12 protein-coding genes are annotated in these 15993 nt (G+C 54.8%); 4 read left to right on the forward strand and 8 right to left on the reverse strand.

All coding sequences use genetic code 11. The features are described 5' to 3' along the window. Window positions 1-198: 198 nt before the first annotated feature. Window positions 199-2514: a helix-turn-helix domain-containing protein gene (locus tag KXG62_RS12370; protein WP_218092283.1), complete on the forward strand. Its 2316-nt coding sequence runs from the start codon at window positions 199-201 to the stop codon at window positions 2512-2514. A gap of 25 nt (window positions 2515-2539) precedes the next feature. Here the strand turns inward: KXG62_RS12370 and KXG62_RS12375 are convergent, their stop codons facing one another. From KXG62_RS12375 to KXG62_RS12390, 4 genes are all read right to left on the reverse strand, one after another. Beyond that, window positions 2540-3292: an SDR family NAD(P)-dependent oxidoreductase gene (locus tag KXG62_RS12375; protein ID WP_218092284.1), complete on the reverse strand. Its 753-nt coding sequence runs from the start codon at window positions 3290-3292 to the stop codon at window positions 2540-2542. Between the two features lie 55 nt (window positions 3293-3347). Further along, window positions 3348-3803 carry a DUF2269 family protein gene (locus tag KXG62_RS12380; protein WP_218092285.1) on the reverse strand — a complete coding sequence of 152 codons (456 nt, stop codon included), beginning with the start codon at window positions 3801-3803 and terminating at the stop codon, window positions 3348-3350. A gap of 255 nt (window positions 3804-4058) precedes the next feature. Then, a complete protein-coding gene (locus tag KXG62_RS12385; RefSeq protein WP_218092286.1) occupies window positions 4059-6116 on the reverse strand; it encodes a helix-turn-helix transcriptional regulator in 2058 nt (685 codons plus the stop codon). 219 nt (window positions 6117-6335) lie between these two features. Next, window positions 6336-8336, reverse strand: a complete 2001-nt coding sequence (locus KXG62_RS12390; RefSeq protein ID WP_218092287.1) for a discoidin domain-containing protein — start codon at window positions 8334-8336, stop codon at window positions 6336-6338. 270 nt (window positions 8337-8606) lie between these two features. On the opposite strand from KXG62_RS12390, the gene KXG62_RS12395 reads away from it, so the two are divergent. From KXG62_RS12395 to KXG62_RS12405, 3 genes are read left to right on the forward strand one after another with little or no spacing between them, the layout of a single operon-like run. After that, window positions 8607-9572: a type I phosphomannose isomerase catalytic subunit gene (locus KXG62_RS12395; protein WP_218092288.1), complete on the forward strand. Its 966-nt coding sequence runs from the start codon at window positions 8607-8609 to the stop codon at window positions 9570-9572. Window positions 9573-9600: 28 nt separating this feature from the next. Next, window positions 9601-10581 (forward strand): DUF1861 family protein, encoded by a 981-nt coding sequence (locus tag KXG62_RS12400; RefSeq protein ID WP_218092289.1) that lies wholly within the window; start codon window positions 9601-9603, stop codon window positions 10579-10581. After that, a complete protein-coding gene (locus KXG62_RS12405) occupies window positions 10568-11317 on the forward strand; it encodes a Cof-type HAD-IIB family hydrolase (protein WP_218092290.1) in 750 nt (249 codons plus the stop codon). The genes KXG62_RS12400 and KXG62_RS12405 overlap by 14 nt, the downstream gene beginning before the upstream one ends. Window positions 11318-11468: 151 nt before the next feature. Here KXG62_RS12405 and KXG62_RS12410 read toward each other — a convergent pair whose 3' ends face one another. From KXG62_RS12410 to KXG62_RS12425, 4 genes are all read right to left on the reverse strand, one after another. Then, window positions 11469-12470: a DUF3231 family protein gene (locus KXG62_RS12410; protein ID WP_218092291.1), complete on the reverse strand. Its 1002-nt coding sequence runs from the start codon at window positions 12468-12470 to the stop codon at window positions 11469-11471. Window positions 12471-12551: 81 nt separating this feature from the next. Next, complete coding sequence (locus tag KXG62_RS12415) at window positions 12552-13859, reverse strand: ABC transporter substrate-binding protein (RefSeq protein WP_218092292.1); 1308 nt, start codon at window positions 13857-13859, stop codon at window positions 12552-12554. 143 nt (window positions 13860-14002) lie between these two features. Then, window positions 14003-14863, reverse strand: coding sequence for a glycerophosphodiester phosphodiesterase family protein (locus KXG62_RS12420; RefSeq protein ID WP_218092293.1), 861 nt, complete (start codon window positions 14861-14863; stop codon window positions 14003-14005). Between the two features lie 208 nt (window positions 14864-15071). Beyond that, window positions 15072-15932 (reverse strand): AraC family transcriptional regulator, encoded by an 861-nt coding sequence (locus KXG62_RS12425; protein WP_218092294.1) that lies wholly within the window; start codon window positions 15930-15932, stop codon window positions 15072-15074. Window positions 15933-15993 lie beyond the last annotated feature (61 nt).

Raw genomic sequence — 15993 nt, forward strand, 5'->3', positions numbered from 1 at the left:
GAATGCCTGCACTCGCTTCCATTTATCCGTTTTACCGCTTTTAATTCGAAGCACTTGCTTTCAAAATCCGGCAAACAGGCGTTTTTCCCGCTCCAAGTATTGTGTCCTTCCCGTCCTGTGCATTAAAATGGTCTGGAATCGCCGATGCCGCATCCCGCCTTCCGGGACCGCCCATTATTCCGACAGGAGGGATTGGCCTTGTTCCAGTGGAAACGAATGAGACAATACAAGGTATACCGCAAGCTGATCGTTTCCTATATTTTGCTGGTCACCTTGACGGTGTCGCTCGTGTGCAGCCTGCTGTTTTATGTGTTCTCCTCCAATGCCGTCAAAGAGAAAGACCGGCAGGCCAAAACGCTCTTGACGCAAATCAGCTACGCATCCGACGTGGTGAACAATCAGATCATCAACATCGGCAACGAAATGATTAATGATCATACGGTTATCTCCTATTTCAACGAGGATGACGATAAAATACGCAACTACGAAATATTCCGGCAGCTCTCCAAAATTCAGGCAATCTACCCGTTTATCAAAAGCATCGGCATCTACAAGCCGGCAAACGGCTCCTTGCTCGATACAGCTGGCATTCCCGTCGATACCGAGGCGCTGGCGCAAAATACGAAAAAATATATGAGCTTCTACCCCCGGAAAGTAACGGTGGAGGGAGCGAACGGCAATATGCCGTACAGCCTTATCACGTTCGTCCTGTACCCGGACTTTTCGATGACCTCTCCTTCCAAGTCGGTTATTTACATGAACATGGACGAGCAGTATATATTGAACACGATCCGCAACATTAGCAAAATCGATCACGACGTAAACACGTTCGTCATGAATACGCAGGGACAAGTGCTGTCCCATACGGACTCCTCCTTATTCCTGCAGGACTTGTCCGGCGAGAGCTACATCAAGCGCATCTTGAGCGAGCAGCAAGACGAGCACAGCTTCATCGCAGAGATCGAGAACCAGAAGCAGCTTGTCACCTACGTGAAGTCGGAAGGCTTGAACTGGTATTTCGTCAGTGTCAACCCGTATAACCAAATCGTGGCCAACATTATCGAGCTGCGCAACATTACGCTGTTGACCGGCCTGCTGCTTGTGCTGGTCGGCTTCGTCATTTCGCTCTATTTGACCCGAACGATCCATAACCCGATCAAATCGCTGATCGGCGGCGTCGCCCAAGTGAACGAAAGCGCCGGCACGTATTCGAAGCTGGATGAATACCAGATTTTGGCCGATGCGTTCTCGCAGTACAAAGAAAATGAAGAATCGATGAAATTCAATCTGCATAAATCGTCACGGGCGATCAAGGAAACATACTTGCTGCATCTGTTTAAAGGAAGCATGGCGGAAACGTTCGCGCCGGAGGAATGGATTCAGCGGATCGAGGACGAGCTTGCGGGGCCCTTCTATGCGGTCGTCGTCTTCAAGATCGACAACTTCGCCAAATTCAAGGAAAGGGAAGATTTGAAGGATCAGGCGCTCATCCGCTTCGCGATCTGCAATATTGCTCAGGAAATAATGCAGCAGCGCGGACAAGCCGACCTGCTCGTCACCGAGGAGAACGAAATCGCCATGCTGAAGCCGTATGCCAAGGAGGAGACGCAGCGCGAGCTGCCGGCCGTCGTCGCCGACATTCAATCGGTCGTCAAATCGTACTTCAAGCTGTCGATCTCGGCCGGCATTGGGGATACGGTGGGCGCCAGAGGCGCCGTCCATCTCTCGTACAAATCGGCGCAGCAGTACGTGAAATTCCGTCTGTTCTACGGGCATGAATGCATCCTGGACGCGAAGCGGACCAAGCAGCATTTCATGGTGACGGTCAAATACCCTTATGCACTGGAGAAGCAGCTCACCGAAGCGGTCATGCTGTGCAACGAAGCTGCTATTAAGAAAAAACTCGGCGAATTCGTCCAGCATTTGTCGGCCGGAACGTATTATCAGGGGGTCAACTACTGCAGCCAGCTGATGATCTCGCTGTTCAAGCATTTTGAACAAACCCGTTCGCTGCCGGAAACGAATTTCAATCAATATTTGGAGAAGATCTCAGAGATTCACAGTTCGGAAACAATCGAGGATATTACGCAGATTATTACCGATTTCCTGTTCAAGGTATGCGCAGCGCTGGAGGAGAAAAACAACCACGCTAACGCGCAAAAATATAAAAGCCTCATCGAAGAGGTGCAAAAATATATTCGTAAGCAGTATACGAATCCGGGCCTCTCACTGGAGGTCGTTGCCGATGTCGTCGGCTTGTCCCCCGGGTACCTTGGCAAGCTGTTCAAGGGAAACACGCAAATGTCGTTCAACGAATACGTCAATAAAGTGCGACTGGAAAAAGCGAAGGAGCTGCTGTCGACGACCAGCGAGCCCGCTTCGCGTATTTGCGAGACGGTAGGCATATATAACGTGACGTATTTCTCCACCCTGTTCAAGAAAAACTTCAGCATGACGCCGTCGCAGTACAGGGAATGGGCCGCCGGCCGTCGTTCGTCCGGGGAACCGGAATAGCCCAGCACCGCCGCAGCCCGCCGGCTTAATCCATATAGAGGCCGCCATTCACATGCATGCATGTCCCTGTGACGAACCGGCTCTCCTCGCTGGCCAAAAAAGCGATCGCCCCCGCAATGTCATCCGGCTCGGCAATCCGCTGCAGCGGCGTCATCGCTGCGATTTGCTGCTTCACCGCCTCCGGCGTCACGCTCGACGCCTCCGTCCGGACCAGTCCCGGCGAGACGACATTCGCCGTTATGCCGTAAGGGGCGCCTTCCAGCGCGACATATTTGGCGAACGCGTTAAGCGCCCCTTTGGCCGTGCCGTGGGCTGCCATATAAGGCAGTGCGACGTCAGCGGCATCGCTCGAAATATAGATGATTCTTCCATAGTTTCGGGCCATCATAGAAGGCAATACGGCATTCGTTAACGTAAAGGCCACCTTCAGCTCATCGTTCATCTTTTGGGCGAACTCCTCCCACTGCATCGCCGTCAGCGGCTTCATCGCGAATGACATATGCGCGTTGTTCACCACAATATCGATGTCTCCCAGAGTCGCCTGAACGCGAGCCACCGCCGCCTTCACTTGTTCCGGGTCGCGCACGTCGGCCTGGACCGGCTCCGCTTCGCCGCCCGCTTCCCGGATCCGATCGACCAGCGCCTGAGCTGCATCGGCCTGCCGGACGTAAATCACGGCCACCTTGGCCCCCAGACGGGCCAGCGACAGCGATGCGGCCGCGCCGATCCCTCGGCTCCCCCCCGATACGAATGCGACTTTTCCATTTAAATAATTCATTTCTCGTTCCTCCCCAGTCATGTGTTAGTCTGTCGGCCAGCGTCGGAAGCGATGCTTATCCCGGCTTGACGATCATTAAAACAATCAATACCGTACCCAGAATCGATGCCGTGTTGTACAGCCGGTTCGCTTGGGCGAGAAGGGCCATATAGCCAAGCGGATTGCCCGGATCGGCCTCCTTCTCGTGCCCGTCGTTCAACGCCTGAACCAGCCGGGTTAATACGGGACCGAGCATGCCCACCGCGACGACCTGAATGAGCACGTACAGCACAAGGGACAGCCAAATCCATAAATCCGAAAATGTCCATCCCGATACGGCCACGAGCGCGAGACCCGACAGCACCGCAATCGACCCGCCGATTTTCGGAAAATAGTTCAGCAGTTTGAACATCGACAACGACTGCAGAAGCTGCTCCTTGCCCTGCTTCTTGCGGAGCAGCAGATGGCCGAAATACGTCGGCCCGATGCCGAGCACCGCGGAAAGCACATGAATCGTTATAAGCCATGCCAAGATTGAGTTCCTCCCTATCTTTTATTGCGACAAATTCGCCAACCGGCCATCCTCCCGTGAAGAGAAGCGGCCGCATCACCTGTCATTGAATGTACCATGTCGAATGTCGGTCCGATATTATACGATCGTATAGTTTATCGTGCGGGGCATATCAAAAAGCCCATACCTCGTATCAGGTATGAGCTTCTCCGTACAGGATGGACGCCAAGGCCCGCCCTTTCGGGCAATCGGCGAACGGCGCCGCCCGGAGCCGGCCTAGGATGGCCGATGACCGGCCAGCAGCTTGATCAACTGGCTTCGCCCCTTTACGTCGAGTTTGCCGTAAACGGAGCTGACATGTTTTTTGACCGTAATTTCGCTGACATACAGCGCTCTGGATATTTCCGCATTGGTCATCCCCTCCAGCACGAGGGCAGCGACCTCCCGCTCCCGGCTGGATAACCGCATTTCATATTCGCGGGGCATGCGCCGCTCTTCCGGAAATCCGCCCTTCTGCAGCAAAAATCGGAGAAATTGCTCCAGCTTCTCCCCGCGCGTATCGAGCACAAAGGTCGGCGTAGGCGTCCGTCCGTCATAATGATGATGCATAACCCCCGGCGCCTGCCGGAACCCGAGGCTCAAATGGGCATCGCGAAAAAAATCCATTGGCGGCGGGGATGTGATAAAAATACCGCCCGAGCACATGTATGAGAACATCAAATACATCGTTTCCGTGATCATATCGGGATTTTGCCAATCCCCGTAATCGATCGTCCGTATGAACCATCCCGCCGGGTCGGTCGGCTCGGCCTCCAGTTCCACGAGCTCCTTCGTCTTCAACGAGCTCAAATAAGGACTTGCGAACGGATCTTTGCGCAGCGCCGGAAGCGTCTCCTTATGAATCGGGACGATGACGGCCACCCCCATCGTTCTTCCGTCGGTGGAACGCAGCAGCATCGCCGCTCGCCCATCGAGCTCCGCCCAGGCCCGCAAATCGAGATGCTTGATCGTATAGGTCATCTCTTCCTTGCCGACAAACTCGTCAAAGGCTTGCTCCGTCTCCGGGTCCATTCCGCTCAGCGTCAGCGGAGTCGCCTGCTCCAGCCGGCGGCGCAAATAAGCCTCGCCTTCGCTCAAATTGGACAGCGTCAGCGGCTCCCACACGTACCGGCCTCGGGCGTAAGATAAAATAAGCGCGCGCTGCAGCGGAGTGCCGCTGTAATAAAACAGCTCACCCACCTCCCACGCGGTATTCCGGTAAGGGGCCGCATCGCGAATCCGGGCCGCATAATATTGCGCCGCCCGGCTCCGGAGTTTCTCGAAACGCGCGGGCATCCGCTCCTCCAGCTGCTTGCGCATCGCCAGGCGCATCAGGTCGTGAAGCATCCAGCCCCGTTCCGTCTTGCGGACAAACGACAGCGAGATCAGCCGGTTGAACGTATCGCCATCCAGCTCTTCATCCAGTATCGTCTGCAGCACCTCGTGATTCATGCGCAGCAGGACAGATGCCGCCTCGACCATCTTGCGCAGGCGGGGATCCGGCACTTCGCGCAGCCACGCAGCGGCCAGATGATCGAACCATTCCGACTCATCCGCTCCGTTTACCCAGTCCGAATGGGAGGATACATCGGCAGCGAGCGCCAGCGCCAGCGGATGACCGCCCGTTTTGAACCATGCATGCTCGATTTGCCTTACGTCCGTCATGCCGCATTGCCGCAAGTACACGGCGCTCTCGTCCTTCGTCAAATGCCCGAGCGGCATGAACAACAGGCGTTCGCGCAAAGCGGGAGACAGCGCCCACGCCCCCTTCAGCTTATACCGGCCTGCGATCAGCAGCATAATCCGATCCGGAAGCCACGGGATCAACCGATCCCGAAGCCAGCCGTCCAGCTCGCCCATTTCCTCATACGTATCAAGCGCAAGCACCACCTTCGTTTGCGAAGACAGCAGCTTCAGCCTGTTCAAGCAGGCGGTCAGCGCATTCGGATGCAGCGCCGGATCGCCCGCTGAAGCCGGCAGCCGCAGCAGCAGCAGCAGCTCCCGGCAGAACAGCTCTCCCTGATGAATAAAATCCCGGCTGTCCATATAGACCATGATGGCCCCGGCCCGCTGCGCCTGCCGGCGGAATGAATCGATAAGGAAGCTTTTGCCGATGCCGCCTGTGCCGTATATATTCCATATCGTCCTGCCTTCAGCGGATTCGCCTGACAAATACCGCTGAAACAGCGCAAGCTGCTCGCCCCGCCCGCAGATCACCTGATCCAAACGTTCATCCATCGCGCTCATCGGCTGCGGCGGAAGCGATAAAGCGGTTAACTCCCCGTCCTTTTCCATGTTCACCCTTCCTTCGCGAATCCAATGATCCCGGATGAAATTGCAACCCTATAGTAACACATTTGGGTGCAGGTTCAAGCGCATTTTGAACAGATTCGCGAAGCTGACGGAAGAACTGCTGAACATCCCTTCCCGGTCGTCAGCGTACGATGGAAAGGGATGCCGGATCGATCCTGCATGCTTATGAAAGTCGGCGTGCCGCCGTCCCTTGCTATGCCGTCAATAAATTTTGATCGAGGACGTTTTGTCGCTCCAGCCTTCCGGCGTCAGCGAGGAGTCATCCTCCGTCCTCGTTAGTACGGCTCCCTGGAATTGATCGTCCCAGTACAGCTCTACCGTCACGCCCCCGAATACCCTCAGCGACGTGATGTCATCGTTGCCGATGCCCGCTTCCTCCAGCTGCGCCAGCGTATAGCTGCCCTTCGGTAGTGTCACCGCATAGCCCCCATAGCTGCCGTCCTTGTAGAAGGTCGCCCCGGCCGTCAAACCGTATGCTTCCAGCTCATAAATGCGGGCGGACGTATCGCCGCTTTTTGCAGCCCCGTCCGTAATGTACAGCCGAATGTACCGGCCGAACGCATTCGCGCGATGCGTCGTCACGTTGGCGATATTGCCGGTGATGGCGACCGCATCCGTCCAGTTTGCCGCATCGTCGCTGACCTGGATTTTGTAGTCTACCGTATTCATGGCGGACGATTCGCCCCCGGCCCCCGCATGCTTGACAATAAAATGATACAGGTTGTGACGGCTCCCCAAATCGACCTGCAGCCAGTGAGGCTCCGGGCCGGTCGCCGCCCATTTGCTGTTCCCCGCCACGGCGCCGTCCACCGCCTTACCCGGGCTTTCGCCGCTTACCGCGCCGTCCGCTGTCGCACTCCGGTTCCGCGCGACGTTGACATGATCGTACAGCTCGATTTCCGCGATCTGAAACTTGGACCCGCCGCCGCTTGTGAAATCGAAACGGATATATTCGTAGCCGGCGCTGTTGTTGAACGTATATTCCTTCGTCTGAAAGCGCAGCGGGAACGATTCGTTCGTCCGCGTATCGAGCGTCGTCCAGTTCACGCCGTCATGGGAGCCCTTCACCGTCCAATCTTTCGGATCGCGGATCCCTGCATTATCGTTGGCCGACGTCAAGCGGTACCGGTTGATGGCGAATTGGCTCCCGTTAGCGAACCGGTACTGCACCCAGACCGAGCCGTGCGGCACGTAAAATTTGCTCGTCTTGGCGTCGTCGAACGCTTTGGCGACCTCTTCTCCGCTAGGGCTGTCGGTATATTGCGCCGTCGCCGTGCCCGCGCTTGTCCGGTCCGGCATCGGCTCGCCAGTCAGCGGAATATCGACGTTCAGCTGCACCGGATAATGGTCAGACGGGTATCGGCCGTTCTCATTGTAGGTGTTAATGTCCAAGGAGTTGATCTTCAGCGCGTTCCGTTGAAAAATCCAGTCGATATGCCCCCCTGTCGTAGAGCCGTCGTAATTGCTGAATGTAGAGTCGTTCACGAAGGGTTTGCCTGCATCGCTCCACGTATCGTTGAAATCAGAACCGTTCACAATCATGTAAGCGTTTCCGGTTTCCTCCGAATTGAAGTCCCCGCCGATAAAGACGGGCGCGTTCGCCGACGTTACATAGTGGGCGATGCGCTCCAGTATGAGGCCGGCCGCCTGCTCACGGGCTGCGCTTTTGAGCGATAAATGCGTATTGAAATAATAAAATACGGCCCGTTTGTCGCTCTTCGACTGAAATTTGCCCCATGTGCAAATACGCTCGTGATCGGCATCGTAAGAGCTTTTGCTGACGACATCGGGCGTCTCGCTGAGCCAGAACTGCCCCGATTCGAGCACGTTCAATTTATCCGACCGGTACATGATGTTGTTATATTCGTTGCTCGTATTGCCCTGGCGGGATTTGCCGATGGAAGTGTAGTTCGGGCCGAGCTGGTTAAGAAAATATTGGATCTGCACTTCGTACGCTTCCTGCATGCCAATAAGATCCGGACCGAAGGTGTTGATGGCGTTCACCGCTATACTCTTCCGGTTGTCCCATGCATTGACCGTTCCGTTGTCTCCATTCAAATTGCGAACGTTGAACGTCATGAGCTTCATGCCCATCGCCTCTTGGCCTGCCGCGTTCGCTTTCGGCGGCACTCCTATCATGCTGCATATCAATACGACGAGCAGTACCGCCATCCCAACAGGTTGTTTCCCTTTCCTTGCCATACGTCCACTCCTTCTGCTCAAAATTAGGCGGGTGCACCCCCACACTCCAAACCGTACTCAAACCATGGCAGCTTGTAAATTTCAAAACGCCGCACTCGCTTTCACAAATCGGCTGCCTGCCTTCCACTGGTCCGCACACATTATCGAATTTCGGCAAACCGCCATGCCTGGCGGTCCGCTCTATTGTGCCGCGGTCCGGCCTCGTTTATGATGTAGTCGAAATTGCCGCAAAGGCAACCTTCAATTCACCCGGAAAGCAGGAGAATGGGAATGAGACCGTATCCGTTACAATGTGCAGCGCAATGGAAAGAACGCGTATGGGGTGGCCAGTCGCTCGCGCAGTTCGGCTTGGACATGCCGAAAGGCACGATCGGGGAAGCGTGGATGATCGGCGATCATCCGAACGGCACGACGTCCGTCCTCTATGGCGAACTGGCCGGATGGAGGCTGGACCGCATTCGCGAATCGTACGGCGAAGCGGTCTTCGGAAGAAAGGGCATCTCGGAGAAGACCGGCCGTTTCCCGCTGCTGATCAAGCTGCTGGACTGCCAAGAGGATTTATCGGTCCAAGTACATCCGGACGATCTGTACGACCGTCTGCCCCCGGGTGAGCTCGGCAAAACGGAAATGTGGTATGTGCTCGCCGCAAGCCCCGGCGCCAAAATCATATACGGTCTGAAGGACGGGGTAACCCGCGAACGGCTTGCGGCCGCCATCGAGACGGACCGGATAATGGATTGCCTGAACGAAGTGCCGGTGGAAGCCGGCGACGCGTTCTACATACCGGCCGGAACGGTGCATGCGCTCGGTTCGGGCATGGTGGTCGCAGAAATCCAGCAAAATTCCGACAGCACTTACCGCCTATACGATTACGGGCGTCCGGGCCTCGACGGGAAGAGGCGGGAGCTGCATATCGACGATTCGCTCCGCGTGATCGCCTATGAAGGAAACGATGCGGCTTGCATGAAGACCGCGCTGCGGCGGGCCAACGAATGGCTGACGCTGGTCCGCTCGCCCTACTTCGTCACGGAGAAAGGACAAGTGGAAGGAGAATGGACGCTCAGTACAAGCCCGGACAGCTTCGTCATTCACATCATATGCGAAGGCGCGGGATCGATCCGCTATGCGGACGGCGAAATTCAAGTCCAGCCGGGCGAATGCTTCCTGCTGCCGGCAAGCCTCGGCGCCTATCGCCTGACCGGGAGGATGACCGTGCTTCGCAGCTATTTGCCGTAATCATGATAACAATAAAGGGGTGTATTGCATGAACTTGAAGGAACGCAGAATCGCATTCGAAGCGTCCAAACGAATCTACGAGAGCGCCACATTAACGTTTCGCGGGGCGGACGGCTACGACGTATACAACACCTCCATTCCATTCGAGTCGGACGGGAGACGGCTTCTGTTCGGCCGGGTTGAGCGGCGTGAAGAGCTGGCGCGTTCCTGGGTGCGATTATTCGAAGAGACGGGCAAGGACACCTGGTCCGTCGTGCCCGGCAGCATGGTCTATACGCTGGAAGATCCGTATATAAGCCGGATCGGGGACGAGCATGTGCTCGGCGGCACGCACGTCCAATACGAACGATGCCGCTTAAGCGGCTATTGCGGTTATTTTTATCGGGGAACGCATATTCACGATATGTATTACTTTACAACCGGACCGGAAAAAATGAAGGACATTCGTCTTGTCGAGTTGAGCGACGGGCGCATCGGCGTCTTTTCCCGTCCGAAAGGAGACGATCTGATCGAGAAATACGGCAGCCGGTCGATGATCGGATTTGCGATCATCGACAACTTGAACGATTTGTCGCCGGAGGTCATCGCCGGCGCCCCGTATATTCCCGGCATATTCGGGATAAACGAATGGGGCGGCGTCAATCAAGCTTACCTGCTCGACAGCGGGAAGCTCGGCATCATCGGGCATATATGCTACAAAGACCGGGACGCGAACGGCGTAGAGCTCAAGGTGTATTTGAACATGTCCTTCGTACTCGATCCGGCGAAACGGGAAGCTTCGCATCTCCAGATCATTGGCAGCCGCAGCTGCTACCCCGCAGGGCCCGCGAAGCTGCCAAGTCTGGAGGACTGCGTCTTCGCCTCCGGCATCGAGATGAGAACGGACGGGAAGGCGGATTTGTACAGCGGCATCGGCGACTGCGAGACCGGCCGCATCACGATCGACGATCCGTTTGCCGGCCATGGGGCGATCGCGCGGCGAGAGGAGCTGCGGCATGAACGGGTATAAGCTGCTGGCGCTGGACATGGACGGCACGCTGCTGAACCGGAAGCACGCCATCTCCGCCGATAATCGCAAATGGATTCACCGGGCCATCGACAGCGGCATTACGGTCATGCTCGCGACGGGCCGCGAGTCGCAAAGCATTAAGCCTTACGTGGAAGAGCTCGGTCTGACCTCGCCGATCGTATGCGTCAACGGCAGCGAAGTATGGCAGGCACCGGACCAGCTCATGAGACGCCATGTGCTGAAGACGGAATGGGTTGCCGAGCTGTACAGTCTGTCCAAGGAATATGATTGCCGGTATTGGGCTTATACCGTGGACGAAGTGTTCACGAAGGAACGCTGGCTGGAGCGGATCGACCCGCAGGATGGACGGCAATGGCTCAAATTCGGAATTCATTGCGACAACCCTGGCCGTCTGGCGGAGATCCGGGCAATCCTTGCCGCCGCCGGCCGGTATGAGCTGTCCAACTCGAGCGCATCCAACATCGAAGTCAATCCGGCGGGCATCAGCAAGGCGAGCGGCATCCGGGACATTTGCAAGCTTCTGGGCATCGGCATGGCGGAGGTTGCCGCCTGTGGCGACAGCTTGAACGATCTGGAGATGATTCGCTCCGTCGGCCTCGGCATCGCGATGGGCAACGCTCAGGAAACGGTGAAACAAGCAGCCAAGGCCGTGACGGGAACGAACGAGGAAGACGGCGTCGCTCAAGCGATCCGTACGTACCTGCTGCCAGATTAAACAGTACCGGCGCAACCGGCATCATCGCCGATGTCGGCTGGCCGCTCCGGGTACGGCGCTGCCGGGACGCTTAAACAAATAATGAAAAAAGACACTACCGAATAATCAGATAATGCCTTGAAGGATAGGTTTTCAATTCATTCCCGTAACCTTAAATTTTCGCTAATTCTTTCCTGTTCGGGGCGTGTGGCGGTTCTTCTAACCATCCCTTGTCAATCAAGATGTCCGCACCGTCCTTCCCGTACTGTATGATCTCAGGGATTAGCTTCAAGTATTCAGTTGCTAAATCTATTCTTGAAGAAACCGACAGGGCATGACCAACAAAGGTTACACCCTGACTATTCAGCACGGTGATAAGATTCATAATTAACCGATCCGAAAAAGGAGATACCGTTGAAACGGATACTTCTGTATTCACCATGATTGAACCCATGAGGTCTTCATTTAACAAGGTGTGATTCAGAAACTGTATTTGCTTTTGGGCTAGTTCTTTTCCCTGTTTCAAAAATTGCTGAATCGTAGGGTCCTTCGTAATTTGAATGAAACCGATGAGCAGCACAAGACCAAAGTAATTTCGTTCAATGTTAAAGAACATCTCGGATAGTTCAATCACATTCAGCGGACGTTTCGGTTCCAGCCATTTGGATAGAAACGTCTCTTTTTTATTTACAAATTCAACATGGTCCGGGTAAGGTATCATCGGCGGACGATCGTAAATACCTTTTTCAATCAAAAGACTGACAGCATCGTTATATAGGTCTAGCGTGGACTGCAGGCACTTGGAGAAAAAGGTTCGAATATCCTCGCGAGCAACATTGGACACAAACATGCCATAAGCGACCAAGCCCATGCGGCTCATGCCATACACATAACTCAATGGAAACAGATCGAAAAACAACGGAGGAGCATCCAAGTTAACGTCTTCATCCGTAAACCCTCTAGGAAGGGGGATCCCTTCCTTTGCGAAGATGTTCCTGATTTCCATCATGTGCTTCTCAGATAATTCAATGGACCGTTTGATGATTCCTTTTACGTCATCACGATTCGAATGATGCCAAAAGTGCTTGGAAATGCAAATCGACATGCTGTCATTGATATAGGTTGTCCATAATCCGGCAATTTCCGTTGAGGATAGGCCTACTGTATGCTTCATTTTGAATTGGACTCCTTAAACATTTTATAGGGAGTATGTACAATTCAAAGTATATTATGCATGTTCTATATCGATAGCCAATCACTTGCGGTTCTGCTCGATATATTTGTTCACCTTTTCGTCGTACTGGCGAATGGCCGTATTGACGTCCATGTTGTTTTTCACGATATTGCCCATGAGCGCCGTAATTTCAGAAAATGCATACCCCGCAAATTCCGTCGGCGGATATGCCTTGGCCGGCTTCGTCTTGAACGCCGCCTGAATGTTTTTGCCCTTCATGAAATCGAGGTTTTTGCCGAATTCATCCTGAAACTTCTTGTCTTTGAGCACCGAGCCTTTGCCCATATGCGCCATATCGAGCTGCACCTCATCCGAGAGGACGGTCGTCATGACCTGGAAGGCGGCATCCTTGTTTTTGCTATTGGGCGACAGCAGCATGACGTGCATATCCGCCTGCGTGCCGATTCCCGGCTTCTCCGGAAACACCGGATACGAGCCCATGTCCCAGTTCGTCCACTTATCCTTGATTTCCTCCAGGCGTCCGAGATTGTTCAAGCCGGCCAGCATCGCGATATTTTGATCCTTAATGAAGCTGTTGACGCCGGAGGCGAAAGCCTGCACCTTGTTGTTGCCCGGGATGCTGTAGATGTCCTTCCACAGCTGCAGCACGTTTCTCCATGAATCGGTATCGGCAATCGATTTGTACGTCTTCGGATCGATCAGCGGAAGCGACAGCTGGGAACCGGGACGGAACACCGAATCCGGCTCGAGACCGCGATACTGGATGCCGCCTTCGCTGCGCGTCAGCTTCTTGGCGATGTCGATCGTCTCCGCCCATGTCATCCCGTCCTTGGGATACGCCACGCCGAACTTGTCAAAAATATCCTTGTTGTAATACAGCGCATTGAACTGGACGACGTACGGGAATCCGACTAGGAAATCCGTCTGATTGTTCGTCTTCACGATATCGAGCAAATCGGCATTGAGCCTCGTTAGATCGTAGTTATGCTTTTTGACGATTTCCGTAAGATCCTGCTGCATGCCGAGCAGCTTCGTACTCTGAAGCGTCAAGGAATCGATGAAGTTGACGTCCGGCAAGCCGCCGGTGGCGAGCAGGTTTTGGAACGAATTCGTTTTATCGTCGATGCGGATGACTTCGATGGTCATATACGGGTACTTCTTTTGCACCGGATCGGTAAAATAGCGCTTGATTTCCGTATCGGTCAAGTAGCTTGCGCGAATGCCCAGCGTGATGGTTACGGGATCCTGCTTCCCTTGCGGAGGGGCGGCCGCCGGCTGCTTATCCGGGCTCCCGCTTCCCCCTCCGCACCCGGCCAGCATCGCTGCGGCCAGCGCGAAGACCGATATGACGCTTACGCTTTTATTCAACAAAAGTGCTTCCCCCTCGAATCGTAATCATGCGAGCCAATGCACGGCGCCGTCGCTTGCCGATCGGCTGCATCGCCTGCTGCCTTACCGCTGCGAATCGCTTGCAATCCGCGCGGCGCCGTCGCGGCACAACCGAATAATCATTACGCTTTCATCTGCACAAGGGCATGCGGGTACCGGGCTAGCATTTCCGCCGAATAATCGGTTTGCAGCATCGTAGCTCCGCGTTCGACGCACCAGTCCCAGCACGAAGGCTCGTCGGTCAGACCGCCCGCAAATTGCTTGAACATCATATTGATCCAGATTCTCGCTCCGGTTCGCTTAATGGCAACAATCGTCGTCTCGGCAATCGCCAAATCATCCATCGTTGCGAACACAAGCTCATACGCATCCGGTTTGACGGCGGTCATCATGCTGTCCAGCCCGCCGATGTTTTTATCGAGCACAATATGCATGTAGAGAGGTCTGGGCGATTTGGACGCGAGCCACTGCGCCACTTCCTCGTGGCCGGCGGTGCCTTTGAATATCGTCTGCGCCGCTGTCCCGGTCTCGCGGACGATGTCCCAGACGTCATCCTTGAACTTCCAGATTTTATCGACATTGACCATAATCCGGTCTTTGGCGGCTTCCATCGCCTCCCGCAGCGTGGGTACCGTTTCGTCGCTCAGCGGAGCGTTCTCTCCGCCGGACCCGTTTCGCAGACGAAGCGCTTTGATCTCGCGCAGCGTCAGCTCGGCGATCTTGCCCCGCCCGTTCGTCATGCGATCGACCGTCGCATCGTGCATCAGCACCAGCTCGCCGTCGCGGGTCCGGTGCACATCGATTTCGACGATATGCGCCCCTATAGCAATGGCCGCCTGGATCGCAGACAGCGAATTTTCCGGGGCAGCCGACCATATCCCCCGGTGAGCGGCCACCAGCACATCCCGCGTGGAACGGGCAAATAAAGCGATCATATGATTGATGCCTTGCATATCCATGTTGTTGCTGCCAGATGTAGACACGATGAACCTCCGTATACGTTTCATTAGAATTGCTGTATGTCGCGACGACTTCATTATAAATTCAGCCCGCTCAAAAAGAGATACCCGATTCCTTGAACTTTGTACCTGATTTTACGTTGTTACACTCGGCCCCATCGGTTTCTCCCGCCAAACGCCGAAAAAGACCCGCGGACGAATGTCCCGGATCTCCTGATTTGCCCTAAGGCGCTTACTTTCCCCATTCCATCATTTTTTTACGAAATTCCTTCGGCGAGCAGTCGTTAAATTTGCGGAATATCCGGTAAAAATGCCCCCGGTTTTCCATGCCGATCCGCACGCCCGCTTCCTCTACGCTGACATCCTCTGTAAGCAATATACGCTCCGCCATCTTGATCCGGTGGTAGTTCACATAATCGATGAACGACATGCCGATCGTTTTTTTGAAGAACGTAACAAAATGCGAATAGCTGATATTGGCCATTTGGCTCGCCTGCTTGATCGAAATTTTGGCGTTCGTATTTTTTTCAATGTAATCGAGCACAGGCTTCAGACGCGCCATGTCGAGCTGGTTTTTGATCGATAATATTTTGCGGGAGTCATACCGAAGCATCGTCAGCAGCAGCTGCCGAATATGCAGACTGACCGCCATTTCGTATCCGTAGCTCTTGTCCTGCATTTCCTTGAAAATGTCAAGAATGCAGGCGATGGCCGCTCGCTTGGCCTCCGCGCTTTCGAGGAACAAGTAATTGAGCTCATGCAAAGAAACGCTGCTGTCCATGAACAGCTTGAAGTAAGGCATCGTGGTCGGGTCGTAATACTGGTTGCAGTCGAACTGAAACACGATATACTCTGCCCCGTGCGAATGGTCCCGGTGCAGCTGGTTCGAGCCGATCAGAAGGACATCCCCGTCGCGCAGCGGGTACTGCTGCTTTTCCACGTAGACGTCCAGACCGCCCCGCAATATATACAGCATCTCCACCTGCTTATGGCAGTGCCAGTCGTTCCACACGTCGTCTACCTTCCGGTGATCGTATATTTTGAGCGGAACGAGCGGATTCTCGTAAGCGACTTTCTCATGGTAAATTCTCAAGCGGCTTTCCTCCCCTACGATCCCCAAAGCTTGCACCTCGTATTGGCTTCATTATATCATG

The organism is Paenibacillus solanacearum (assembly GCF_910593845.1).
GTDB classification, from domain to species: domain Bacteria; phylum Bacillota; class Bacilli; order Paenibacillales; family NBRC-103111; genus Paenibacillus_G; species Paenibacillus_G solanacearum.